Here is a 21,371-nt window from a genome sequence, read left to right as displayed (position 1 = left end):
CCGCTCCTTCCTCAGTAAACGCGCGGCTTGGGCGGGAAGACCTGGACCTCGTTGGTGAGGGTCCGCATCTTCACGTCACGGTAGTCGAGGCTGACCTTGTAGTTGCCGTCCACCTTGGCGAGCGTGTGCTTCATCCAGTTGGCGTCGTCGCGCTCGGGGTAGTCTTCCTGGGCGTGGGCACCGCGGCTTTCCTTGCGGGCCTCGGCACCGACCACGGTGGTCAGCGCGTTGCCGATCAGGTTGTCCAGCTCCATCGCCTCGGCCAGGTCGCTGTTCCAGATCAGCGAGCGGTCGGCGATCCTGATGTCGCTGTAGCCGGCGGCGACCTTGTCCATCTTCTGCACGCCCTCCTGCAGCAGCTCGGAGGTGCGGAACACGGCGGCATGGGTCTGCATGGTGCGCTGCATGTTCAGCCGCAGCTCCGCGACCGAGGTCGAGCCCTTGGCGTGGCGCACGCGGTCCAGCCGGTCCAGCGACATCTCGCCCGCCTTGGCCGGCAGCGGCTGCTGCGTGGCGCCGGGCTTCAGCGTGTCGGCGGCGCGCAGCGCGGCGGCGCGGCCGAACACCACAAGGTCGAGCAGCGAGTTGGTGCCCAGGCGGTTGGCGCCGTGCACGGACACGCAGGCCGCCTCGCCCACCGCCATCAGGCCGGGGACGGTGGCATCCTGGTCGGTCGCGGTGGGGCGCAGAACCTCGCAATGGATGTTCGTGGGGATGCCGCCCATGTTGTAGTGCACGGTCGGCAGCATCGGGATCGGCTCCTTGGTCACGTCCACGCCGGCGAAGATCTTCGCCGTCTCGGAAATGCCGGGTAGCCGCTCGTGCAGCAGCTCGCCGCCCAGGTGCTCCAGGTGCAGGTGGATGTGATCCTTGTGCGGGCCGACGCCGCGGCCCTCGCGGATCTCCATGGACATGGCGCGGGACACGACGTCGCGCGACGCCAGATCCTTGGCGGTGGGGGCGTAGCGCTCCATGAAGCGCTCACCTTCCGAGTTGGTCAGGTAGCCGCCTTCGCCGCGCGCGCCCTCGGTCACCAGGCAGCCGGAGCCGTAGATGCCGGTGGGGTGGAACTGCACGAACTCGTTGTCCTGCAGCGGCAGGCCGGCGCGCAGCACCATGCCGCCGCCATCGCCCGTGCAGGTATGCGCCGAGGTGCAGGAGAAGTAGGCGCGGCCGTAGCCGCCGGTCGCCATCACCACCGTCTGGGCCCGGAAGCGGTGCATGGTGCCGTCTTCCAGGTTCCAGGCCATGACGCCGCGGCAAGCGCCGTCCTCGTCCATGATCAGGTCGAGCGCGAAGTATTCCACGAAGAACTCGCAGTTATGCTTCAGGCTCTGCTGGTACAGCGTGTGCAGGATGGCATGGCCGGTGCGGTCGGCGGCGGCGCAGGCGCGCATCGCCGGCGTCTTGCCATAGTCCTGCATGTGGCCGCCGAAGGGCCGCTGGTAAATCTTGCCGTCCTCGGTGCGCGAGAAGGGCACGCCGAAGTGCTCCAGCTCGATGATCGCGGGCACCGCCTCGCGGCACATGTATTCGATGGCGTCCTGGTCGCCCAGCCAGTCCGACCCCTTGACGGTGTCGTACATGTGCCAGCGCCAGTTGTCCTCGCCCATGTTGCCAAGGCTGGCGCCGACGCCGCCCTGCGCCGCCACGGTGTGGCTGCGGGTGGGGAAGACCTTGGTGATGCAGGCCGTTTTCAGCCCCGCCGCGCCCATCCCGAAGGTGGCGCGCAAACCGGCGCCACCCGCGCCCACGACGACGACGTCGTAGGTATGGTCGACAATGCGGTATGCGCCCGAGGAGGGCATGGTGATCGCGTTCATCGGTCCCGATCCGTTCACTTCAAGGCGGCGGCCTGCGCCAGGGGGCGCCGCCACCAGAGAATCTTCAATCGCCTTTGCCGGCCCCAGGCCGGCCACGCCTCACAGCGCGATGCGCAGCACGGACAGCACGGCCAGCAGGCCCAGGATCCAGCACAGCGCCTTCACCACCATGATGGACACCATGCGCGGAACCTCGCCCCGCACGTAGTCTTCCAGCACCACCTGCATGCCGGATGCGGCGTGCTGGAAGGATATGGCGACGAATGACAGCAGCAACACCGCATTGAACGGCCGGCCGATCCATTCCACGATCTGCGCGTGGCTGGACCCCGTGTGGCGCGCCACGGACAGCACAAACCAGAGGGTCAGCGGCAGCAGCGCCATGGCCGTGACGCGCTGCATCCACCAGTGGTGCGTGCCGCCCTTGGCGGAGCCCAGGCCGCGCACGCGGCCGAGCGGGGATTGCAGGCGGACGGTGCCGGAGGGTTCGCTCATGGTCGGGTGCTCCGCGCTTACCAGGAGATCAGGGCGATGAGCCACGTCAGGGCGGTCATGACCCCGGTGGCGATCAGGGTGGCCCAGCCGGTCTTCAGCATCTCGGGCAGCCCGAAGCCGTAGCCGGTGTCCCAGTACATGTGGCGGATGCCGGCGAAGGTGTGGAACCACGCCACCGCGGTCAGCCCGCCCAGGACGATAACGCCCAGAAAGGAGCCGAAGAACCAGGCGGCGTTGGCATAGGCCTGCGGCCCGGCGGCGGCGGCGGCCAGCCACCACACCAGAAACGCCATGCCCACCGTCCAGGCGATGCCGGTGGCGCGGTTCAGCACGGACAGGCCGGAGGTCATCTGCACCATGTCGTAGACCTGCAGGTGCGGCGACAAGGGCCGCGCCACCCGGGTTCCGTCGGTGCGGACGCCGGTCATCAGGGCCTCGCGCGCATCTTTGCTTTTGGACATGGACCGATCCCGCTCCGCCTCATTCAGGGGCACATGGCCGGCCCGCCGGGGCAGCGGCGGACGGCGAAGTGTCACAGGGCTTTTATGGTGCGTTGCCGTCGAGCGTCAACGCGCGCGGGGCAAAGATCGGTGCCGCAATGCGCCGGGCGCAACGCAGAAAGGCCGGCCGGGGCGTGCCCCGGCCGGCCTTTCCCCCGCGCGCGGGAACTTAGTAGCCGTAGCCGCGCTGGTAGCCACGCGGCGGATAGCCGCCGTTCGGGCCATAGGCCGGGGCGGACGGCGTGGTCACCGCGCCACCGACGGCGCCCAGCGCGCCACCCACCAGGGCCCCGGTGCCGACGTTGCCGCCGGTGATGCCGGACACCGCAGCACCGGCACCGGCGCCGAGCAGCCCGCCGCCCACCGCGCGCTGGCCGGGGTCATAGGGGTTGGAGCAGGCCGCGGTGCCCAGCACCATCGCCAGCGCCGCCGCCGTACCGAGTTTGCCCATCGTGATCCGCATGTCGCTCATCCCTTGCTGTGACGCCGGTCGCTCACGCCTGCTGTTCAGCCGTGCGCCCCGTCAACGCCACAACCTTGGCTGCGGATGCGGAAGAAATTGGGGTCATACCAAGGCTTTAGCGCCGTAATTCTACACGCTTTCGCGAGTTGACGGCGGAAAGCCCCGATCCAGGCACGCGAAGATGCCCGGGACCCGCCGCGCACCACAGGCGAAAGCGGGCCCCGGGGGGCGGTTCAGGCGGACACGGAAGCCAGCAGCCCCTGGCGCACCATTTCCTCGGCGATCTGCACGGCGTTCAGCGCGGCGCCCTTGCGCAGGTTGTCGCCGACGCACCAGAAGGCCAGCCCGTGCGGCACCGTGGGATCGGCGCGCAGGCGGGACACGAAGACGCTGTCCTCGCCCGCCACGTCCACCTGGGTGGCGTAGCCGCCGTCCTCGCGCCGGTCGAGCACGGTCAGGCCCGGCGCGTCCTGCAGCGCCTCGAAGGCCTGCTCCACGCTGATGGCGCTCTCGAACTCGACGTTGATCGCCTCGCCATGGCCGATAAAGGCTGGCACGCGCACGGCGGTGGCCACCACCTGGATGTCGGGGTCGAGGATCTTGCGGGTCTCGACCGCCATCTTCCACTCCTCCTTGGTGAAGCCGTCGTCCATGAACCGGTCGATGTGCGGGATGCAGTTGAAGGCGATGGGCTTGGTGAAGATCTCGGGCGTCGCCGCGTCGTTGACGTAGATGCCGCGGGTCTGGGTGAACAGCTCGTCCATCGCCTCCTTGCCCGCGCCGGACACGGACTGGTAGGTCGCGACCACCACCCGCTTGATGCGCGCCACGTCGTGCAACGGCTTCAGCGCCACCACCATCTGGATGGTGGAGCAGTTCGGATTGGCGATGATGCGGCGCTTGGCGAAGTGCCTCAGCGCCTGCGGGTTCACCTCCGGCACCACCAGCGGCACGTCGTGGTCCATGCGGAACTGGGAAGTGTTGTCGATCACCACGCAGCCCGCTGCCGCCGCGCGCGGCGCATGGATCGCCGAAACGGAGGCCCCGGGCGAGAACAGGGCGATGTGGGTGCCCTTGAAGTCGAACTTGTCCAGGCTCTGGACCTTGAGCACCGTCTTCTCGCCGAAGGAGATCTCCTGCCCCGCCGAGCGGCCCGAGGCCAGCGCCACGACCTCGCTCACCGGGAAGGCCCGCTCCGCCAGCGTCTTGAGCATCTCGCGCCCCACATTGCCGGTGGCGCCGACGACCGCGACCTTGTAGCCCATGCTGCGCATCCCTTTCCGTGCCGGGCACGCGGCCCGGGCGTGCCGGGGCACTACCCCCAAGCGCCCGGGCCCGGCAAGCGCGCGCTCAGGCGCGGATCGCCTTGAGGAAGGTCGCGGAACGGTCCCGCAGCACGCCGGACTGGCCGGCCAGCGCTTCCACCGCGCCCAGCATGCCGCCGGCGGCCTCGCCCGTGTCGGCCGCCACCTGGCGCACCAGCCCGATGCGCTGGCTGACCGTGCCGGTCGCCTCCGCCACCTGCGCGGCGCTGCGGGCAATCTCCTGCGTCGCGGCGCCCTGCTCCTCCACGGCGGCGGCGATGGCGGTGGCGATCTCCGCCGTCCGCTCCACCGTGCTGCCGATGCCGCGGATCGCTTCCACCGCGCGGCTGGTCGCGGCCTGCATGCCGGCGATCTGCTGGCCGATCTCCTCCGTCGCGCGGGCGGTCTGCCCGGCCAGGTTCTTGACCTCGCTGGCCACCACGGCGAAGCCCTTGCCGGCCTCGCCCGCCCGCGCCGCCTCGATCGTGGCGTTCAGAGCCAGCAGGTTGGTTTGCCCCGCGATGTCGCCGATCAGCCGCACCACGTCGCCGATCCGCGCCGCGCTGTCGGACAGCCCGCGCATGGTCTCGTCCGTCGCCTGGGCTTCCTGCACCGCGCGGCCGGCCACCTCGGCGGATTCGCCGACGCGGCGGGTGATCTCGGTGATGGAGGCGGCCATCTGCTCGGCCGCCGCCGCCACCGACTGCACGTCCGCATCCGCCCGGCCGGCGGCATCCGCCACCAGCATCGCCTCGCGGCCCGAGGTCGCGGCCGCCTCGGCCAGCCGGCGGGCGGCGTCCTGCAGCGTCGCGGTCTGCGTGGCCACCCCGCCGACCGCGCCGCCCAGCTCGGCCTCGAAGGTGTCGGCCAGCCGCGCCTGCTCGGTCACCATGGTCCAGACCATCATCGGCCCCACATAAGCGCCCTGCCCGTCCCGGATGGCGGACACGTTGAGGTCCATCACCTCGCCCGCCACGGTGATGCGGGCGCGGAACGGCAGGCGGGAACCGTCGGCCAGCAGGGCGCGCTGGTGGGACGGGTCGCGGTGGAAGATGTCGATGCTTTGCCCCAGCACCTCGCCCGGCGGGCAGGGCAGGATCTGCGGCACGCTGTCCAGGATGCGCCGCATCTCGGGGTTCATGAAGGCGATGCGGAAGTCGTCCTTGGGGTCGGCGCGCATCACGCCCACCGGCATCTGCTCGATCATCTGCTTCTGCGCGAAGGCTTCCGCCACCCGGCCGCGCAGCTCCTCCACCGCCTGGGCGATGCGGCCGATCTCGTCCCGCCGGTTCCGGTCGGGCACGGGCATGGCGGTGTCGCCCCCGGCGATGCGCGCCAGCAGCGGCGCCAGGCGGCGCAGCGGCGCGCCCACCGCCCGCGTGGTGGCCCAGGCCGACAACAACAGCAGCAGCACGATGGCGGCCGAGGCGACCAGCAGTTCGTCCCGCACGCTGGCCAGCGCGCGCCGGCCGGCGTCCATCCCCTGCGCCGCCGCTTCCGCCATCTCGCCGGACGCCGCGGCCAGCGCCTGCTCCAGCCCGTCGCGCGCCGGCACAACCGCATCAGCGCGGTGCACCGCCGCCGCCTCGGTCTGCGTCACCAGCTCGGCGGCCGCGGCGGCGATGGCGTCGCCGGCCTTGAGCAGCGCGTCCAGATCCTCGCGCAGGCGGGGGGACATGGGCACGGCGGTGGCGCCGCGGCCATGCACGCGGAACTGCGCGGCGGCGCGGCGCACGCGGCGGGCCTGGTCGGGCTCCTCGGTCGCCAGAAAGCGCTGGATCGCGGTGCGCATCTCGCCCACCGCACCGTGGAAGGCCATCAGCCGGTCGCGCAGGTCCTGCTGCCGCTCGGCGCCTTCCACCTCGAAGACCAGGCTGTTGGTCACCCCCTCGAAGCGCTGGTCATAGGCGCCGAGGCTCGGAAAGAAGCGGGCGTCGCGCAGTTCCAGCAGCCGCTGCCGCGCGGCCATCGCCTGCCCCTGCACCTCGGCATAGTGTGTCGCCAGCGGCAGCGAGGCTTCCACGGAAGCGCGGGCCCCGGGCGTCGGCGCCAGAGCGGCGGCGCGGCGGGCCAGGTCCTGCAAGGCGTCCAGCCGGCGCACCGCCGCGGCGCTCGCCTGCGCCGCCGGCCCAGGCGCCTGCGCGTTGACGGCCGCCAGGCTGTAGCCATCCGCCCGCACCGCCTCGGTCCGCGCGTCGCGCAGCGCGTCGTCGGCGGTGCCGGTGCTGCGCTGCACGGCATCCAGCGCGATCACCTCCTGCATCCGCGCCTGCGTTCGCAGGCCAAGCCCGCCCAGCAGCAGCAGCGCCAGAACGGCGGACAGGGCGAGCTTCATGCCCACGGACAGGTTGAGGAACAGGCGCATCCGGCACTCCGTCGGTCAGGAAGGCCATCCTGCGCACGGCGCGGTTAAGCGGTCGTGAAACGCGCGGGCTCTTGCGGGCCGGCGGGGGCGACGGCACATGCCCGCCGTGCTGCACCTCATCAAGCTGTCCGTCGGCCCGCGCGACCTCGCGGCGTTGCGCGCCATCCAGCAACAACGGGCCAGCAGCGACCCGCCGCTGCGGCACGTGACGCGGATGATGCCCAAGCGCGCGGAGGAGCTGCTGAACGGCGGCTCCATCTTCTGGGTGATCGCCGGCCTGCTGTGCGCCCGCCAGCAGCTGCTGGACATCCAAAGCCAGCCCGGCGCCGATGGCACGCCGCGTTGCGCGCTGATCCTGCACCCCACGCTGGTGCCGGTGGAAGCACGGCGCATGAAGCCGTTCCAGGGCTGGCGCTATCTGCCGGTCGATGACGCGCCGGCCGATCTGCGCGGCGGCGCCGAGGCCACGGGCGCCGAGCTGATGCCGGAAGCGATGCGGCGGGAATTGCAGCTGCTGTGCCTTTTATAGGCTTCAGCGCAGCAGAATTACCATAAGTTCAGCGCTGGCCCATGCCGGCGAGAGATGCCGGGCCGCATGGTGGCGTGGTGCGGTGGCCGCCATCCCCAGAGCCGCCCGCCACCAAGGAATTCACGGCATGTTCCGCCCCATCCACCTGTTTCTTGCCGTTCTCGCCCTGGGCGCGCCGCTGGCGCTGACCGCCGCGCCCGCCGCCGCCCAGCCGGCCCGTTCGGATGTGGCCGAAAGCAGCACGACGCAGCCGCGCGCCCACCGCGCCGCACGCCACCACCGCGCGCACCCCGCCCCGGCGCGCCGCCACCAGGCCACGCACGCCCGCCGCGCGCACCGCGCCGCGACGCAGGGCTGACTTCGGAATTCGGCGGCCGCCTCTTCCCGGCAGGCGCGCCGCCGATCGCCGCCCCTCCTCGTGAAGGGCGGCACCTGGGGCTGGCCGGAGCAATCCGGCCGGCCCCTTTTTCATGGGGCCGCCCCGGCGACGCAACCTTGACCTGAGGCACCGCGTTGCCGCCCTGCCCGGGCGAGCCCGGTATCGCCACAGGAGGGCAAAGCGATGCGGCTGGATGGACCAGAAAGCGGAAACGTCGAAGACCGGCGCGGCCAGGGCGGCGGCTTTGGCGGCGGGCGCCGTGGCGGCGGCATCGCGGTCGGCGGCATCGGCGGCGTCGCCATCCTGCTGGTCTGCCTGTTCCTTGGCGTCGACCCGTCCATCATCCTGGGCGGCGGCGGCGGCAGCCCCGCGCCCCAGCAGCAGCAGCAAACCACCCAGCAGGGCCGCCCGGCGCCGGACGCCGATGCCGGCCGCCGCTTCGCCGCCCAGGTGCTGGGCGAAACCGAACAGGTGTGGCGCGCGCAGTTCAGCCGGCTGGGGCGCCAGTACCAGGACCCGACGCTGGTGCTGTACAGCGGCGCGACGCAGTCCGGCTGCGGCGGCGCCCAGGCGCAGGTCGGCCCGTTCTATTGTCCGTCCGACCGCAAGGTCTACATCGACCTCGACTTCATGGCGCAGCTGCAGCAGCGGCTCGGTGCCAAGGGCGACTTCGCCGCGGCCTACATCATCGCCCACGAGGTCGGCCACCACGTGCAGAACCAGCTGGGCATCCTGCAGCAGGCGCAGCGCGTCGAGAACGGTGCCGGTGGCCCTGACGCCAACGCCATGCAGGTAAGGATCGAGCTGCAGGCCGATTGCTTTGCCGGGCTTTGGGCCAAGCAGGCCAATGATGCCCGGCGGATCCTGGAGCAGGGCGACATCGAGGAAGGCATGAACGCCGCCGCCGCCGTGGGCGACGACAAGCTGCAGCGCGAAGCCGGGCAGCGGGTGCGGCCGGAAAGCTTCACCCACGGCTCCTCGGCCGAACGGGCCCGCTGGTTCCGCACCGGGCTGGAAAAGGGTGAGCTGGCTGCCTGCAACACCTTTGCCGGAATGCCCGCCTTCTCGAACTAAGCCGGAAACGAGACGGGGGAAGGCGTTTCGCGGAACGCCTTCCCCCGCCACGTCCCTTCCGTCAGGCCTGGGCTTCCATCAGCGCCAGCAGCGCTTCCAGAATCAGGGTCGGCGCCGGCGGGCAGCCGGGCACCACCAGGTCTAGCGGCAGCACCGCGCCGACGCCGCCCGCTTCCAGCGCGTAGCTACCCTCGAAGGGTCCGGTGCCGGCGGCGCAATCGCCCACCGCCACCACCCAGCGCGGCTCCGCCATGGCCGACCAGCAGCGGCCCAGCGCCTCGGTCATGTTGCGGGTGGCGGGCCCGGCCACCAGCAGCACGTCGGCTTCGCGCGGCGAATCGACAAAGCGCAGGCCGAAGCGCGCCATGTCATAGGGGGCATCCGCCAGCGCGCGGCCTTCCCCCGCGCAGCCGGCGCAGCCGCCAGGGCGCAGCAGCATCACCGCCAGACTGCGCCCCAGGCGAATGCGGCCGGCGGCTTCCACCCGCGCGGCCAGCGCCGCCACCGTGTCGGGGTGCGGCACCGGGGCCGGGTCCAGCGATGGCGCCAGGCGAAGGGTCACAGGTCGGCGCCTTCCAGACAGGGGTTGAGCGACGCCAGCGCGACCGGCCATTCGCCGAAAGGCCGCCCGGCCATGACGCTTTCCAGCACCGGCAGGTGGCCCCATGCAGCATCGCGCGGAAAGGCGGCGCCGATCAGCCCCTGGTCGTCCAACGCCAGCCAGTGCAGCACGTCGCCGCGCGGGCCTTCCACCATGGCCGCCCCCTCGCCGGCGCCGACCGGCAACGGCGCCAGCAGCGCCCCCGGCTCCAGGCGGGCCAGGGCGGCACGGATCAGCCCCAGGCTTTCCGGCATCTCGCGCAGCCGCAGCCGCAGCCGGGCCTCGGCGTCGCCGATGGTAGCGGTGGGCATGGCAAAGGCGAAGCGCGGGTAAGGCCCGTAGGGCATGTCCCGCCGCAGGTCGACGTCACGCCCGGCGGCGCGGCCGGCAATGCCGCCCGTGGCCAGCGCCATGGCACGGGCTCCTGCCAGGGGTGCCGCGCCGGCCAGCCGGTCCTGCAGCCCCACATGGCGGTCCTGCAGCGATTGCAGCATGGGCAGCGCCTGTTCCACCGCCGCCATGGCGTGGGCCAGCGCGGCCTCGCCATCCGGCGACAGGTCGGTGGCCACGCCGCCGGGCACCACGGCATCCAGCAGCAGGCGGCTGCCGAAGGCCACCTCCTGCGCCCGCAAAAGCCCTTCCCGCAGAATCACGCAACGCGACCGCGCGACCGCGAGCCCGGCCATGCCCACGGTGTGCCCCCAATCCGACAGGTGGCAGGCCAGCCGTTCCAGCTCGGCCATGACGGCACGCAGCAGCACGGCGCGCGGCGGCGGCTCGGCGCCCGTGGCGGCTTCGGCGGCGCGGGCAAAGGCCCAGCCATGCGCCACGGCGGCATCGGCCGAGATGCGCCCCACCAGCCGCGCGGCGGCACGCGGCGACCGGCCCAGCATGGCGCCCAGCAGGCCGACATGGCCGTAGCCCAGCAGGGCTTCCAGCGTTTGCACCCGCTCGCCCCGCAGGTGCAGCCGCAGGTGCGCCGGGCCGAAGCCGGGCAGCACGGGGCCGAGCGGGTACTGGTGCAGGTCCTCGCCCGGGGGCGGGCGCCATTCGGGCTGCGGCGGCTCGCCACCGGCGCGGCGCGGGCGCTCGTCCATCGGCGTGGCAAGCAGCCAGCGGCCGTGGTCCAGCCAGGGGCGGTGGTCGGTGCCGCCTTCGGCCAAGAGCCCGAACAGGTCGGCCACCGCGCGTTCGTGCCAGCTCGCGGCCGGCCGGGCGGGCGACAGCGCGGCGTAGTGGCCGTCCGGGGCGGGCACGCTGGTCAGCAGCAGGGCGGCGCCTTCGCGAAACGCGGCATGCACGGCGCCGGGGCTGCCCCACAGGCCCAGGAAGTCCAGGGCGTGGTCGTGCCGCAATGCCTCGGCCAGCGTGGCCCAGTCGGCGGGGTCCAGCTGGTGGCGCTGCGGGCCGGCCAACGGCGCGGCGCGGATCAGCCCGGCGGCGGTCATGGCGCCACCTGCGCGGCTTCGGCCAGCAGCGCGGCCAAGGGTGTCGGCAGAAACAGGCCCAGGCCCAGCAAGGCGAGCAGAAGCAGCAGTATCAGCAGCAGCACCCCCCCGCCGCCGGTTGCCACGGCGGCATGGCCGGGCGGCGGCCCGAAGCACAGGCGCCGGGTGCGCGACAAGGTGGCACCGGCCAGCAGCACCAGCGCCACGCCCAGCGGCAAGGCCAGCCAGGGCAACCGTGCCACCGCCTGCTGCACCAGCAGGAACTCAGCCACGAACGGCGCCAGCGGCGGCAGGCCGGCCATGGCGCCCAGCGCCGCGGCCAGCGCCCAGGCCAGCCGCGGGTCGCTGGACGCCAGCCCGCCGAGGCGCGCCAGCCCGCGGCCGCCACGCAGCCGGGTGGCGCGGTCCAGCCCCAAGGCGGCGGCGGCCAGCGCCAGCAGGGCGGCGGCCATCTGCAGCACGCCCGCCATCACCGCCGGCCCGCCCAGGCCAAAGGCCACCGCCGCCAGGCCGGTCTGGCCCAGGGCGCAGGCCGCCAGAAAACGACCGGTGTCGCGCGACCGCCACAGCATCCAGGCGGCCATGCCCATGCCGGCCAGGCCCGCCGCCAGCAGCAGCGCCCCCGGCGGCAGCCAGGACGGGCTGAGCGTGGCCACGGCGCGGGCCCGCAGCACAGCGTGCAGCGCCGCATTGCCCAGCAGCGCCACCGGGATGGCGAGCAGCGGGGTCGGCGCCGCCGCCATGGCGGCGGGCAGCCACAGGTGCACCGGCACCAGCGCCGCCAGCGTGCCGTGCCCGGCGAGGATAAACAGAAAGCCCAGCAGCAGCGGGCCGGGCTCGGCTTCGCGCGACACGCGCATCAGCGTTTCGAAGGACAGCGCGGCCTCGCCCGCCACCGGCTGCGCCGCCATGGCGATGACCACCACGCCCAGCAGCCCCAGGCCGGAAGCGGCGCCGCACAGTAGCACCAGCTTCCAGGCGGCGGCCAGCGCGGGGGCGCCGCGCTTCATGGCCACCAGCAGCGCCAGCACCGGGCCGCACAAGGCCAGCGCCATCCAGGCCAGGGCGAGGTCATCGGCCAGCAGGGCCAGGTTGGTCAGCCCCAGCAGCGCCAGGGTGGCGGCATTCCAGGCGCGGCCGGCGCCTTCGGGCAACGGCAGCAGCAGCACCGCCACGGCGCCGCCCAGCGCCACCAACCCCGCGGGCAGCAGCAGCAACATGTTCAGCGGGTCGGGGCGCAGCAGGCCCGGGTCGCCCTGCAACGGCACGAAGCCCAGCAGCGCCACGCCGCACAGGCTGAGCGCCGCCACGGCCACCGCCACGCGTGCCCCGAGGCGGGCGGAGCCGATGGCGGCCAGCAGCAGCGCGCCCACCAGCGGCAGCAGCACGGGCGGCCAGGGCGAGGCCAGCCAGTCCAGCACGGCGGGCGACAGCGCGATGCCGGTCATTGCGGGTCCCTCCCCGCCTGTGGCCGCAGCGTGAGAAAACCCGCCACGGCGGCAAAGGGCACCGCCATGGCGACAATGGCCACGGCCGGCAGCAGCGGCAGGTCTGGCACCGCCAGGGCCCCCAGCAGGGCGCCGTTGGTCAGCGACGACAGGCCAATGGCCTGGCCCAGCGGGCCCTTGCGCGCGGCCATGGCCAAAAGGCCCACCAGCACCACGGACAGCGCCAGCACCAGCCCTTCGCGCAGTTGCATGGCGCCGCCGCCGGTGACGGGGCGCAAGGCCAGCGCGGCCAGCAAAACCAGCCCGACGGCGGCGACCAGCCCCGGCAGGGTGCGGCGGGTCGGGCCGGCGCCGGGCTCGCGCCGCAGCCCCTGACGGCGCACCCATTCGCGCAGGGCCAGCGGCAACAGCAGCGCCTGCCCGGCGGCCAGCAGCGCCGCCACCAGCACCAGGGTGGCGGAGCTGCGCTCATAGGCATGGCACAGCGCGATCAGCACCAGCAGCAGGCCCTGCCCGGCCAGCGCGTCGATCGCACCCACCACCTGACGGCGCAGCACCAGCGTGAAGGACAGCAGCAGCACCAGCCCGCCCAGCAGCGGGGCGACGGTGGCGGGCAGGTCCGGGATCATGCCACCCCCGCGGACAGAAACAGCCAGGCGACGCCCAGCAGGGCCAGCAGCGCGCCGGCGCCCAGCAGCTCCAGCAACCGGGCATCGCGCAGCCGGGCGATGCGCGCCCCGGCCAGGGCCAGAAAGCCGGCCAGCACCACCAGCTTGCACAGCCACAGCGGCAAGGACAGCGCCCAGCCCGCCGGCCCGGCTCCGGCCCCCGCCACGCCGAAGGGTAGAAACAGGCCGGCCAGCAGGGCCAGCCACACCACCAGCCGCAGCGCGGCCTCGGCCTGCCACAGCGCCAGATGGCGGCCGGACGCCTCGGGGATGCCGAGCGGCTCGCCCAGCAGGCCGGCATCGGCCAGGGCCACGGCGGCCAGGGCGGGCAGCAGCAGCGCCAGCGGCAGGCGCGGCGCGGCGCTGGCGTCCTGCAGGGCGCTGCCAATGGCGTCGGGCGCCGTGGTGCCGGACATCACGAAGCAGCCCATGGCCACCAGCAGCAGCGCGGGCAGCGCGAAGCCCGCCTGCCCCATGGCGCGGGCGGCGGCGCGCCCGCCGGCGGCGGTGCCGGCGTCCAGCGCCGCCAGGGCCTGCGCCAGCCGCGCCAGCCCCAGCAGCCCGGCCAGCAGCAGCAGGTCCGACGCGCCGGACAGGGCCATGCCATGCACGAAGCCCGGCACCAGCATGGCCGCCACCAGCATCGCGGCGCAGCCGGCATAAGGCGCCAGCGCGGCAATGGGCGAGGCGTGCTCGGCCAGCACCGGCTGCTTGCGCAACAGGCGCAGCCAGTCGCGCGCCGGCTGCCAGGCGGGCGCGCCCTGGCGGCGCTGCAACCGGGCGCGCAACAGTTCGATGAAGCCTGGCAGCAACACGGCGGCGGCCAGCATCAGCAGCAGGTGCAGCAGCTGCGCCAGGATCGGCCCGGGGGTCAGCGGGTCGGGCGTCATGCGCCGCCGCCCAGCCACACCAGCAGCACCAGCAGCGCCGCCACGGTGCCAAGGCACAGGCGCAGCGCGCGCCGGACCGTGCCGGGGCGCGGCGGCGGCAGGCGCAGCACGCCCGGCAGGGCCGGCCAGCCCGGCCAGGGCCGCAGGCGCGGCAAGGGCGGGCGCATGGGGATGGCGAGGGCCGCCGTGCCGGGCTGGGTGGCCGGGTCGCCGAACGGCAGGTGCGGCGGCGGCGCGATGAAGCCGTCGTCCCACGGCGCCACGCGGGTGGCCGGGCGGGGCGACAGGTGGTGCAGCACGGCCCCCAGCACCGCCAGCGCGAGCACCAGCCCGACCGCCACGGCCAAGGGCAGGTAGCCGGCGGCGGCGGGGCCGGCGCTCAACTCGTACAGGCCCAGCTCCGGCGCGCCGGCATGGCCTGCCAGCAGCTGCAGCCCAGGTGCCGCCAGGCGCAGCAGCAGTCCCGGCAGCAGCCCCACCACCAGGCCCAGCGCGGCCAAAGCCAACAACAGGCCCAGCGGCAACGGCGCGGCGTCCGGCGAGCCCAGGGTGCGCGGAGTGCGCGGCCGGCCCAGAAAGGTCAGGCCCCAGAGCCGCAGCAAAGCCGCCGCCAGCACCGCGCCGGACAGGCCCAGCGCCGCCACGGCGAAGACGGCCAGCAGCTGGAACAGCGGCTCGCCCACCCGCCAGGCGGCGAACAAGGCCTGCGCCAGCATCCAGGCCCCGGCATAGCCGGACAGCGGCGGCAGCAGCGCGGCGGCGCCGACGGCGGCCAGCGCCGCCCAGGCGACGCGCGGCATGGCATGCACCAGCCCGCCCAGCCGGTCCAGGTGGCGGGCACCGCCGGTGCCCTCGGTCACCAGGGCGGCGGCCAGCCACAGCGAGGCCAGAAACAGGGCCTGCGCCAGCAGCAACAGCAACGCGGCCCCCGCCGCCACCGCCGCCAGCGTGCCGAGGTCGGCGGCGCGCAGCGCGGCGGACAGCCCCAGCGCCATGGCCACCAGCCCGAGATGCGCCAGCGCCACGCCCGCCAGGATCGGCGCCAGCTCCTGCCGGGCCAGCGCCCGGAGCGCGCCCCACACGGCGGCGACGGCACCGGCCGCCAGCAGCGGCGCCCCCCACCACAGCGGTTGCGCCGGCCCGCCGAGATCCAGCAGCAGCCGCGCCGCCAGATAAACCGCGACCGGCGGCATGGCGCCGCCCACCAGCAGCAGCGCCGGGCCGGGCCGCAGCGGCGCCAGGAGCGGCAGCACCGCCCGCGCGGCCGCCGCCGGCAGCACCAGCAGCAGCACCGCCAGCGCCGTGCCGCCCGCCGGCGGCAGCGCGCGCAGCCCGGCGAAGCTGAGGTCGCCGGTCAGGCCGGCCAGCAGCCCGGCCACCACGGCCAGGGCGGAAGCGGCCAGCAGCGTGGCGGAAAAATCCAGCCGGGCCAGCGCGGCGTCCTCGGCCCAGGCGCCCTCGGCGGACAGCAGGGCATGGCCTGCCAGCCCGGCCAGCGTGAAGCCCAGCAAAAGGCCGAACAGGTCGGCAGCGAACAAGGTCAGGGCCAGGCCGGCCAGCAGCAGCGGCCACAGCATCAGGCGGCGCGGCGCGGTGTCGGCGGCGGCCCAGCTGGCCAGGGCGGCGGCCAGCCCGGCCAGCCCCAGCAGCAGCAGAAACCACGCGGCCAGCCCGTCAAGCCCGAGGCTCAGCGGCGACCAGGGCGGGCCAAAGGGCAGCAGCACGGCCGGCGCGGGGCCACCCGCCAGCACGGCCACCGCGAGGCCCAGACAACCGGCGGACACCAGCGCCACGCCCGCCTGCACCGCGCGACCATGACCGGCCGCCCCTAGCGCGGCCAGCAGCCCGAGCAGCGCCAGCAGCGCCGCCGGCATCCAGGCGACCAGCAGGGTCATGCGGTGGGGGGCGTCACGCCGGCGGCCGCCGCGGAGCGCCGTGCGAGGCCCAGTGCACCAGCGATGCCACCAGGGCCAGCAGGGCACCGCGCAGCGCCACCCGGCGCAGAGCCGGGCGTGCCGAGGCCTTTCGCCGCCCCGGCGAGGTCGGTTCCGGCCAAGCTTCCAGCCGCCAGCGCACCAGCCCCTGGCGGTCGTTGGCGGCGGGCGGCGGCGGAAAGGCGGCACGGGAAACGGGAAGCATGAGACCTGCTGCGGGCGGTTCGGACCGGCGGGATACTGCCGCCCGGCGCCGCGTGGCGCCAGGGACAGCCAAGCTCAACTGCCCGTGTCCGCGCGGCGGCTCACGGCGTGAACACGGGCGGGCCCGCCGGCGGCGTGCCAGTGGTCTTCTCGGACGCGGCAGTTTCGGACGTGTCAGCGTGGGGAGCGGCATCCGGCACCGGCTCCATCAGCTCCTCCGCCTCGCGCTTCAGGCGGAGGTAGGAGCGCACGGAAAAGGGCAGCATACCCATGTAGATCAGCCCGGCGGCGGCCAGCGCCGCCCAGGGCTCGCCCACCAGCAGCGCGGCATAGGCGCCGACGGAGATCAGCAGCGGCAGCACCGCCTCCCGCCGCACCTTGAAGTTCTTGAAGGACCAGGTGGGCAGCGTGCTGACCAGCATCAGCGCCACCACCACCAGGATCAGGCCCACAAAGGCCGGATGGCGCAGGCCCTGCGCCATGTGCACCCAGCCCCAGCCCTGGAACGCCATGGACAGGAACAGCGGAAACAGCACCAGCCCGGCGCCGGCCGGCGCCGGCACGCCGGTGAAGAAGCTTTGGGCGTAGGCCGGCTTGGGCGCCAGCCCGACATCCAGCGAGGCATTGAACCGCGCCAGCCGCAGCGACATGCAGACCGCGAACAGCACGCAGGGCACGAAACCCAGCCCGCGCCAGGCCTCCATGCTCCACATATAAAGGATCATGCAGGGCGCGACGCCGAAGGACAGAAAGTCGGACAGGCTGTCGAACTCGGCGCCGAAGCGGCTGGTGGCCTTGAGCAGCCGGGCCAGCCGGCCGTCCAGGCCGTCGATCACGGCGGCGACCATGATCATGGTCGCCGCCGGCTCCCACCGCCCGTCCAGCGCGAAGCGCATGGCCATCAGCCCGGCACACAGGCCGAGCATGGTCATGATGTTGGGGATCAGCTTGTTGAAGGACTGCCCCTGGAAACGGGGGCGCCGCCGGGGCGAGAAGCGGAAGCGGCGTCGAGAGGTTCCAGAAGCAGCGTTCATCAGAATCCCGTATCGGTCTTGAGCACCGGCGGTGCCGTTTCAGTGGTGTCCATGACCGCGATCACCGTTTCGCCGCCCACCATGATCTGGTGCTCGGCGACCAGGGGCCGCACCCCTTCGGGCAGGTAAAGGTCGACGCGGCTGCCGAAGCGGATCATGCCAAAGCGCTCGCCGCGCTCCAGCCGGTCGCCTTCGCGCTTGTCGCACAGGATGCGGCGCGCGATCAGCCCGGCGATCTGCACCACCGCGATCTCCTGCCCGCCCGGCAGGCGGAGCGCCAGCGCGTTGCGCTCGTTGTCGGTGCTGGCCTTGTCCAGGCTGGCATTCAGGAATTTCCCCGGGCGATAGGCCACGCGCGTCACAACGCCCTCGAACGGGCTGCGGTTGACGTGCACGTCGAACACCGAAAGAAAGATCGCCACCCGCCAGCGCGGCGCGGGGCCGAGGCCCAGCTCCTCCGGCGGCGCGGCGGGGCCGACCATGACCACGCGGCCATCCGCCGGCGCCACCAGCGTGCCGGCGCGGGTGGGCGTGACGCGGTCCGGGTCCCGGAAGAAGAACAGGCAGAAGGCGGTGAAGGCCGCGGCCAGCCAGAACACCGAGGTGCCGATGGCGATGCCGCCGGCCACCGCGACGCCCGCGCCGCCGTAGATGAAGGGCTTTCCGGCCGGGTGCGGCTTGGCCAGCACAAGCCGGATGCTTTCGATAAACGCCATGGTACCGCCGGTTATGGTCCGGGGCGGGCCCCGGAACAACCGGTGCCGCCCCCCGGTTCAGGGAGAGGGAAGCGCGAAGACCTGGCCGGGATAGATCCGGGCCGGGTCCCGGATCTGGTCGGCGTTGGCCTGTTGGATGACGGTATAGCGGATGCCGCGCCCATAGGTTTCCCGCGCGATGCGCCACAGGTTGTGGCCGGGCTGCACCACCATGCGGCCCACCGCGCCCACGGCCGCCACCCCGGCGGCCTCACGCTGGAACGGCAGCTCCAGCCGCGCCAGCACCCTGCCCTGCGACCCGATCTGGTCCACCCGCAGGGTGTGCCGGCCAGGCTCCGGCACCGGCTGCGGGCTGAGCATCCAGCGCCCGGCGGCATCCGCCGCGGCGTCGCCGGCGTGGTGCTGGTCCACATACAGCCGCAGGCGGCCGCCCGGCGGCGCCGTGCCGGCGAAGCGCATGGCCCCCGCCTCGTCGTAGTCGACGACATCGAGGTTCAGCCGCCCCCCGCCGGCCGGGGGCGCGGCCTGCAGCACGCGCGGCGGGGCGGCGGCGCCTGGCGGCGGCAGCAGCACGGCCACCGGGGCGTCGCCGGGGCGCGCCGCATCCGGCACCAGCACCACCACCTCCTCGCTTCCCTGCCGCTCCTGCCCAGCGGCGTCGCGGGTCCGCAGGGTCAGCGCGTGGGGGCCGGGGGCCAGGGGCTCGGTGGGCAGGATCACGAACTCGCCGCGCGCATCGGCACGGGCGCGGCCCAGCTCGCGGTCCTGGTCGCGCAGCGAAACCTCGGCGCCCGGTGCGGCGCGGCCGGCGACTACGGCGGCGCCCTGGGCGCCCACCCGCGCCACGTCGAAGCGCGGCGCCTCGGGCTCGGCGGCCGGCGGCGCCCCGGTGACGGGGCGCGGCAAGGCGGCCACGGCCGGCTCCGGCGCGGCGGGCGGCGCCGGCTGGCGCCACCACAGGGCGGCACCGCCCAGCACCGCCACGCCGGCCAGCCCACCGAGCCCCAGCCACATCCCCCTTTGACCGGTCATTTTGACGTAATCTTACCTTCACGAAGGGGCAAACCATGCGTCGGGCGCGTCCGGCCCGCAAGCATGTTCGCAGCGCAGCCGGCCCGGGGCATGCTGTGGGTTGCCGCGATTCGCCGCCCCTGCCCCAAGGAGCCCGCATGCCAGCCGCACCGCCCGATCCGACCTCCGCCACGCTGAGCGTGCGCATCTGGGACCCCTGGGTGCGGCTGGTGCACTGGGGGCTGGCCGGGCTGCTGGGGTTGTCCTGGTGGTCGGCGGACACCGGGCGCATGGAGCTGCACCTGCTCAGCGGCTACGGCGCGCTGGGGCTGCTGGTGTTTCGCGTCGGCTGGGGGCTGTGGGGCTCGGACAGCGCGCGCTTCCGGCACTTCCTGCGCTCGCCGCTGGCGGCGCTGCGGCACCTGCGCCACTTTCCCCGGCGCGAGCCCGACACCGAGGTGGGCCACAACGCCGCCGGCGGCTGGATGGTGCTGGTGCTGCTGGGCCTGCTGCTGCTGCAGGTCGGCACCGGCCTGCTGGCCGACGACCAGGTGCTGACGCGCGGCCCGCTGGCGCATCTGGTGTCGGGCGACACCAGCGACCGCGCCACGGGGCTGCACATCTGGAACTTCAACCTGATCCTGGCCGCCGTGGGCCTGCATGTGGCGGTCGTGCTGCTGTACGCGCTGGTCAAGCGGCACGACTTGGTGCGGCCCATGCTGACGGGCCGCAAGCGCCTGCCGGCGGAAGCCGCCCGGCGGGCGCCGCGCATGGCGCCCGCCGGCCGGGCGCTGGGCTGGGCGGCGGTGGTGGCCGCCGCCGTGTGGGGTGTCAGCCGGCTGGGCTAGCGGCCGCGGAAATTGCGGTGACAGGCGCCGCAGCTGCCCGCCACCTCGCGGAATGCCGTGGCCGTCGCGGCGGCGTCGTTGCTGCCGGCGGCGGCGGCCAGCTTGGCCGCGGCCGCCGTGGCATTGGCTGCCGCCTGCTCGAAGCCCGCACGGTCGCTCCACACGGCGGGCAGCGCCTTGCTGCCTTCGGTGCTGCCGGGCGGGAACAGGGTGGGCAGGGTGGCGAAATAGCCGCGCATCTCCTCGGCCCGGGCCTCGATGGGCCCCACCGGCTCGCCGGCATCCACGATCTTCTTGATGGCTTCCAGATGCGCGCCCAGGCGCTTCATCTCGTCGCGGCGCTGGGCCACGGGGTCGGTCTGCGCCCCGGCCGTGCCGGCCGCCAGCGTGCCGCCCAGCCCCAGGGCCAGCAGCCCCGCCATCCACACCATGCGAGTCATGCAGGTTTCTCCGTCTTTCCGCGAATCGCGGCGCCCCAGCGTGGCACGAAGCGCCCGCCGGCCGCAGCGCAGAATTCACCGTCGCCGCGTGCCGATTATTGCCGACCCCCACTTGCCGACCCCGGCGCGCGGGGATAAAAGCCGCGCCTGCCCAGCCGGAGCAACGGAGCGTAGCTCAGCCTGGTAGAGCACTGTGTTCGGGACGCAGGGGCCGGAGGTTCGAATCCTCTCGCTCCGACCAATCGGTCCGGATGGGCAGCCAACCCCGCCTCACCCCGCGTGAGGCGGGGTTTTTCATGCCCGCCCGCCGCCGCGCCCTGATGCCCTTTCGCCGTGGTCGCCCGGTCCTTGCCGGGAACTTGCACGGGTCTTGCTTGGCTTCCGCCGCGATCCGGCCACGCAGGATGGCCGGCGGAAGGAATCACCCCGATGACGCGAATTCCGCTGCCCGCCCTCGCCGCGCTGGCCATGCTCGGCCTGGCGGCCCTGGCCACCCCCGCGGCGGCGCAGATGCCGCTCGGCGACAGTGGCCTGACGCTGACCGTGACGCCCAGCCTGTCCACCGACTACCTGTTCCGCGGCATCTCGCAGAACCGCAACCGGCCCACCGTGCAGGGCACGATCGACCTGCAGCACGACAGCGGCGTGTATATCGGCGCCTTCGCCAGCAACGTATCCTTTCCCGGTAGCAACGCGCGGCAGGAGCTGGATCTCGCGGCCGGCTACCGCTTCGCGCTGGGCGCCGCGACCTTTGATCTCGGCGGCATCTACTACACCTACCCCGGCTATGATGCCGCGCCCGGCGCGTTCGACTACAACTACGTGGAGGCGCTGGCCAAGGCGAGCTACACGGCCGGGCCGGTGAAGTTCGTCGGCACCGCCGCCTATTCCCCGAACTTCTACTTCGAAAGCGGCAACGCCGTGTATCTGGAAGGCGGCGCGGACGTCACCCTGCCGGGCGACTTCAGCCTGTACGGGCGCCTCGGCTACCAGTGGATCGAGCGCAACCCCCGCTACGGCGCGCCGGACTACGCCAACTGGTCCGTCGCCGTGTCGCGCGAGGTGGTGGCGGGCATCACGCTGACGGTGGGCTACTACGATACCAGTCTGTCCAAGGCGGAATGCTTCGCCGGCACCAAGCTGTGCGACGCGCGCGCCATGGTGACGCTGAGCCGGGTGTTCTGACCGCCGGGGGCC

22 protein-coding genes and 1 tRNA gene are annotated in these 21,371 nt (G+C 73.6%); 6 read left to right on the top strand and 17 right to left on the bottom strand.

What is annotated here, in order from left to right:
• Positions 1 to 11 precede the first annotated feature (11 nt).
• The 6 genes from sdhA to IAI59_RS08560 all read right to left on the bottom strand — a co-directional run bounded on the left by sdhA (position 12) and on the right by IAI59_RS08560 (position 6,950).
• Entirely contained in the window at positions 12 to 1,823 is a 1,812-nt protein-coding gene (gene sdhA / locus IAI59_RS08585) for a succinate dehydrogenase flavoprotein subunit (protein WP_207416132.1), read from the bottom strand.
• A gap of 99 nt (positions 1,824 to 1,922) precedes the next feature.
• Positions 1,923 to 2,318 carry a succinate dehydrogenase, hydrophobic membrane anchor protein gene (gene sdhD / locus IAI59_RS08580; protein ID WP_207416131.1) on the bottom strand — a complete coding sequence of 132 codons (396 nt, stop codon included), beginning with the start codon at positions 2,316 to 2,318 and terminating at the stop codon, positions 1,923 to 1,925.
• Between the two features lie 17 nt (positions 2,319 to 2,335).
• Complete coding sequence (gene sdhC, locus IAI59_RS08575) at positions 2,336 to 2,779, bottom strand: succinate dehydrogenase, cytochrome b556 subunit (RefSeq protein WP_207416130.1); 444 nt, start codon at positions 2,777 to 2,779, stop codon at positions 2,336 to 2,338.
• Positions 2,780 to 2,987: 208 nt separating this feature from the next.
• Positions 2,988 to 3,281 (bottom strand): hypothetical protein, encoded by a 294-nt coding sequence (locus IAI59_RS08570; protein WP_237180551.1) that lies wholly within the window; start codon positions 3,279 to 3,281, stop codon positions 2,988 to 2,990.
• A 233-nt stretch (positions 3,282 to 3,514) separates the two neighbouring features.
• Positions 3,515 to 4,546, bottom strand: coding sequence for an aspartate-semialdehyde dehydrogenase (locus IAI59_RS08565; RefSeq protein WP_207416129.1), 1,032 nt, complete (start codon positions 4,544 to 4,546; stop codon positions 3,515 to 3,517).
• Between the two features lie 85 nt (positions 4,547 to 4,631).
• Complete coding sequence (locus tag IAI59_RS08560) at positions 4,632 to 6,950, bottom strand: methyl-accepting chemotaxis protein (RefSeq protein ID WP_207416128.1); 2,319 nt, start codon at positions 6,948 to 6,950, stop codon at positions 4,632 to 4,634.
• A 97-nt stretch (positions 6,951 to 7,047) separates the two neighbouring features.
• Here IAI59_RS08560 and IAI59_RS08555 point away from each other — a divergent pair, with 97 nt between their 5' ends.
• From IAI59_RS08555 to ypfJ, 3 genes are all read left to right on the top strand, one after another.
• Complete coding sequence (locus tag IAI59_RS08555) at positions 7,048 to 7,479, top strand: DUF1489 family protein (protein ID WP_207416127.1); 432 nt, start codon at positions 7,048 to 7,050, stop codon at positions 7,477 to 7,479.
• Positions 7,480 to 7,606: 127 nt separating this feature from the next.
• Positions 7,607 to 7,837 carry a hypothetical protein gene (locus IAI59_RS08550; RefSeq protein WP_207416126.1) on the top strand — a complete coding sequence of 77 codons (231 nt, stop codon included), beginning with the start codon at positions 7,607 to 7,609 and terminating at the stop codon, positions 7,835 to 7,837.
• 204 nt (positions 7,838 to 8,041) lie between these two features.
• Positions 8,042 to 8,932: a KPN_02809 family neutral zinc metallopeptidase gene (ypfJ, locus tag IAI59_RS08545; RefSeq protein WP_207416125.1), complete on the top strand. Its 891-nt coding sequence runs from the start codon at positions 8,042 to 8,044 to the stop codon at positions 8,930 to 8,932.
• Between the two features lie 61 nt (positions 8,933 to 8,993).
• On the opposite strand, the gene IAI59_RS08540 is transcribed toward ypfJ, so the two are convergent.
• The 10 genes from IAI59_RS08540 to IAI59_RS08495 form a co-directional block, all read right to left on the bottom strand.
• On the bottom strand, positions 8,994 to 9,494 hold the full coding sequence (locus IAI59_RS08540) for an NADH-quinone oxidoreductase subunit B family protein (RefSeq protein WP_237181216.1): 501 nt from the start codon (positions 9,492 to 9,494) through the stop codon (positions 8,994 to 8,996).
• Complete coding sequence (locus tag IAI59_RS08535) at positions 9,491 to 10,981, bottom strand: hydrogenase large subunit (RefSeq protein ID WP_207416123.1); 1,491 nt, start codon at positions 10,979 to 10,981, stop codon at positions 9,491 to 9,493. The genes IAI59_RS08540 and IAI59_RS08535 overlap by 4 nt, the downstream gene beginning before the upstream one ends.
• Positions 10,978 to 12,429, bottom strand: a complete 1,452-nt coding sequence (locus IAI59_RS08530; protein ID WP_207416122.1) for a proton-conducting transporter transmembrane domain-containing protein — start codon at positions 12,427 to 12,429, stop codon at positions 10,978 to 10,980. Before IAI59_RS08530 ends, IAI59_RS08535 begins: the two co-directional genes overlap by 4 nt.
• Positions 12,426 to 13,058: a hypothetical protein gene (locus IAI59_RS08525; protein WP_207416121.1), complete on the bottom strand. Its 633-nt coding sequence runs from the start codon at positions 13,056 to 13,058 to the stop codon at positions 12,426 to 12,428. Before IAI59_RS08525 ends, IAI59_RS08530 begins: the two co-directional genes overlap by 4 nt.
• Positions 13,055 to 13,987 carry an NADH-quinone oxidoreductase subunit H gene (locus IAI59_RS08520; protein WP_207416120.1) on the bottom strand — a complete coding sequence of 311 codons (933 nt, stop codon included), beginning with the start codon at positions 13,985 to 13,987 and terminating at the stop codon, positions 13,055 to 13,057. The genes IAI59_RS08525 and IAI59_RS08520 overlap by 4 nt, the downstream gene beginning before the upstream one ends.
• Positions 13,984 to 15,882 carry a proton-conducting transporter transmembrane domain-containing protein gene (locus IAI59_RS08515; RefSeq protein WP_207416119.1) on the bottom strand — a complete coding sequence of 633 codons (1,899 nt, stop codon included), beginning with the start codon at positions 15,880 to 15,882 and terminating at the stop codon, positions 13,984 to 13,986. The genes IAI59_RS08520 and IAI59_RS08515 overlap by 4 nt, the downstream gene beginning before the upstream one ends.
• Positions 15,883 to 15,895: 13 nt before the next feature.
• Entirely contained in the window at positions 15,896 to 16,126 is a 231-nt protein-coding gene (locus IAI59_RS08510; protein ID WP_207416118.1) for a hypothetical protein, read from the bottom strand.
• Between the two features lie 100 nt (positions 16,127 to 16,226).
• Positions 16,227 to 17,159, bottom strand: coding sequence for a CDP-alcohol phosphatidyltransferase family protein (locus IAI59_RS08505; RefSeq protein WP_207416117.1), 933 nt, complete (start codon positions 17,157 to 17,159; stop codon positions 16,227 to 16,229).
• Positions 17,159 to 17,875, bottom strand: coding sequence for a phosphatidylserine decarboxylase (locus IAI59_RS08500; protein ID WP_207416116.1), 717 nt, complete (start codon positions 17,873 to 17,875; stop codon positions 17,159 to 17,161). Before IAI59_RS08500 ends, IAI59_RS08505 begins: the two co-directional genes overlap by 1 nt.
• 57 nt (positions 17,876 to 17,932) lie before the next feature.
• The gene (locus tag IAI59_RS08495) at positions 17,933 to 18,907 is read right to left on the bottom strand and encodes an Ig-like domain-containing protein (RefSeq protein ID WP_207416115.1); all 975 of its coding nucleotides are present in this window, start codon (positions 18,905 to 18,907) and stop codon (positions 17,933 to 17,935) included.
• Between the two features lie 137 nt (positions 18,908 to 19,044).
• Between IAI59_RS08495 and IAI59_RS08490 the strand changes: the two genes are divergently transcribed.
• Positions 19,045 to 19,734 carry a cytochrome b/b6 domain-containing protein gene (locus IAI59_RS08490; RefSeq protein WP_207416114.1) on the top strand — a complete coding sequence of 230 codons (690 nt, stop codon included), beginning with the start codon at positions 19,045 to 19,047 and terminating at the stop codon, positions 19,732 to 19,734.
• Here IAI59_RS08490 and IAI59_RS08485 read toward each other — a convergent pair.
• Complete coding sequence (locus IAI59_RS08485) at positions 19,731 to 20,174, bottom strand: cytochrome c (protein WP_207416113.1); 444 nt, start codon at positions 20,172 to 20,174, stop codon at positions 19,731 to 19,733. The genes IAI59_RS08490 and IAI59_RS08485 overlap by 4 nt on opposite strands.
• Before the next feature lie 164 nt (positions 20,175 to 20,338).
• Here IAI59_RS08485 and IAI59_RS08480 point away from each other — a divergent pair.
• Positions 20,339 to 20,415, top strand: a tRNA-Pro gene (locus tag IAI59_RS08480).
• Positions 20,416 to 20,603: 188 nt separating this feature from the next.
• Positions 20,604 to 21,359 carry a TorF family putative porin gene (locus tag IAI59_RS08475; RefSeq protein ID WP_207416112.1) on the top strand — a complete coding sequence of 252 codons (756 nt, stop codon included), beginning with the start codon at positions 20,604 to 20,606 and terminating at the stop codon, positions 21,357 to 21,359.
• Positions 21,360 to 21,371: the final 12 nt, after the last annotated feature.

Origin of the sequence: Roseomonas haemaphysalidis (genome assembly GCF_017355405.1) — a bacterium.
Classification (GTDB): Bacteria; Pseudomonadota; Alphaproteobacteria; order Acetobacterales; family Acetobacteraceae; genus Pseudoroseomonas; species Pseudoroseomonas haemaphysalidis.
Note: the sequence above shows the minus strand (reverse complement) of the source record. Positions and strands in the feature narration are given on the sequence as shown.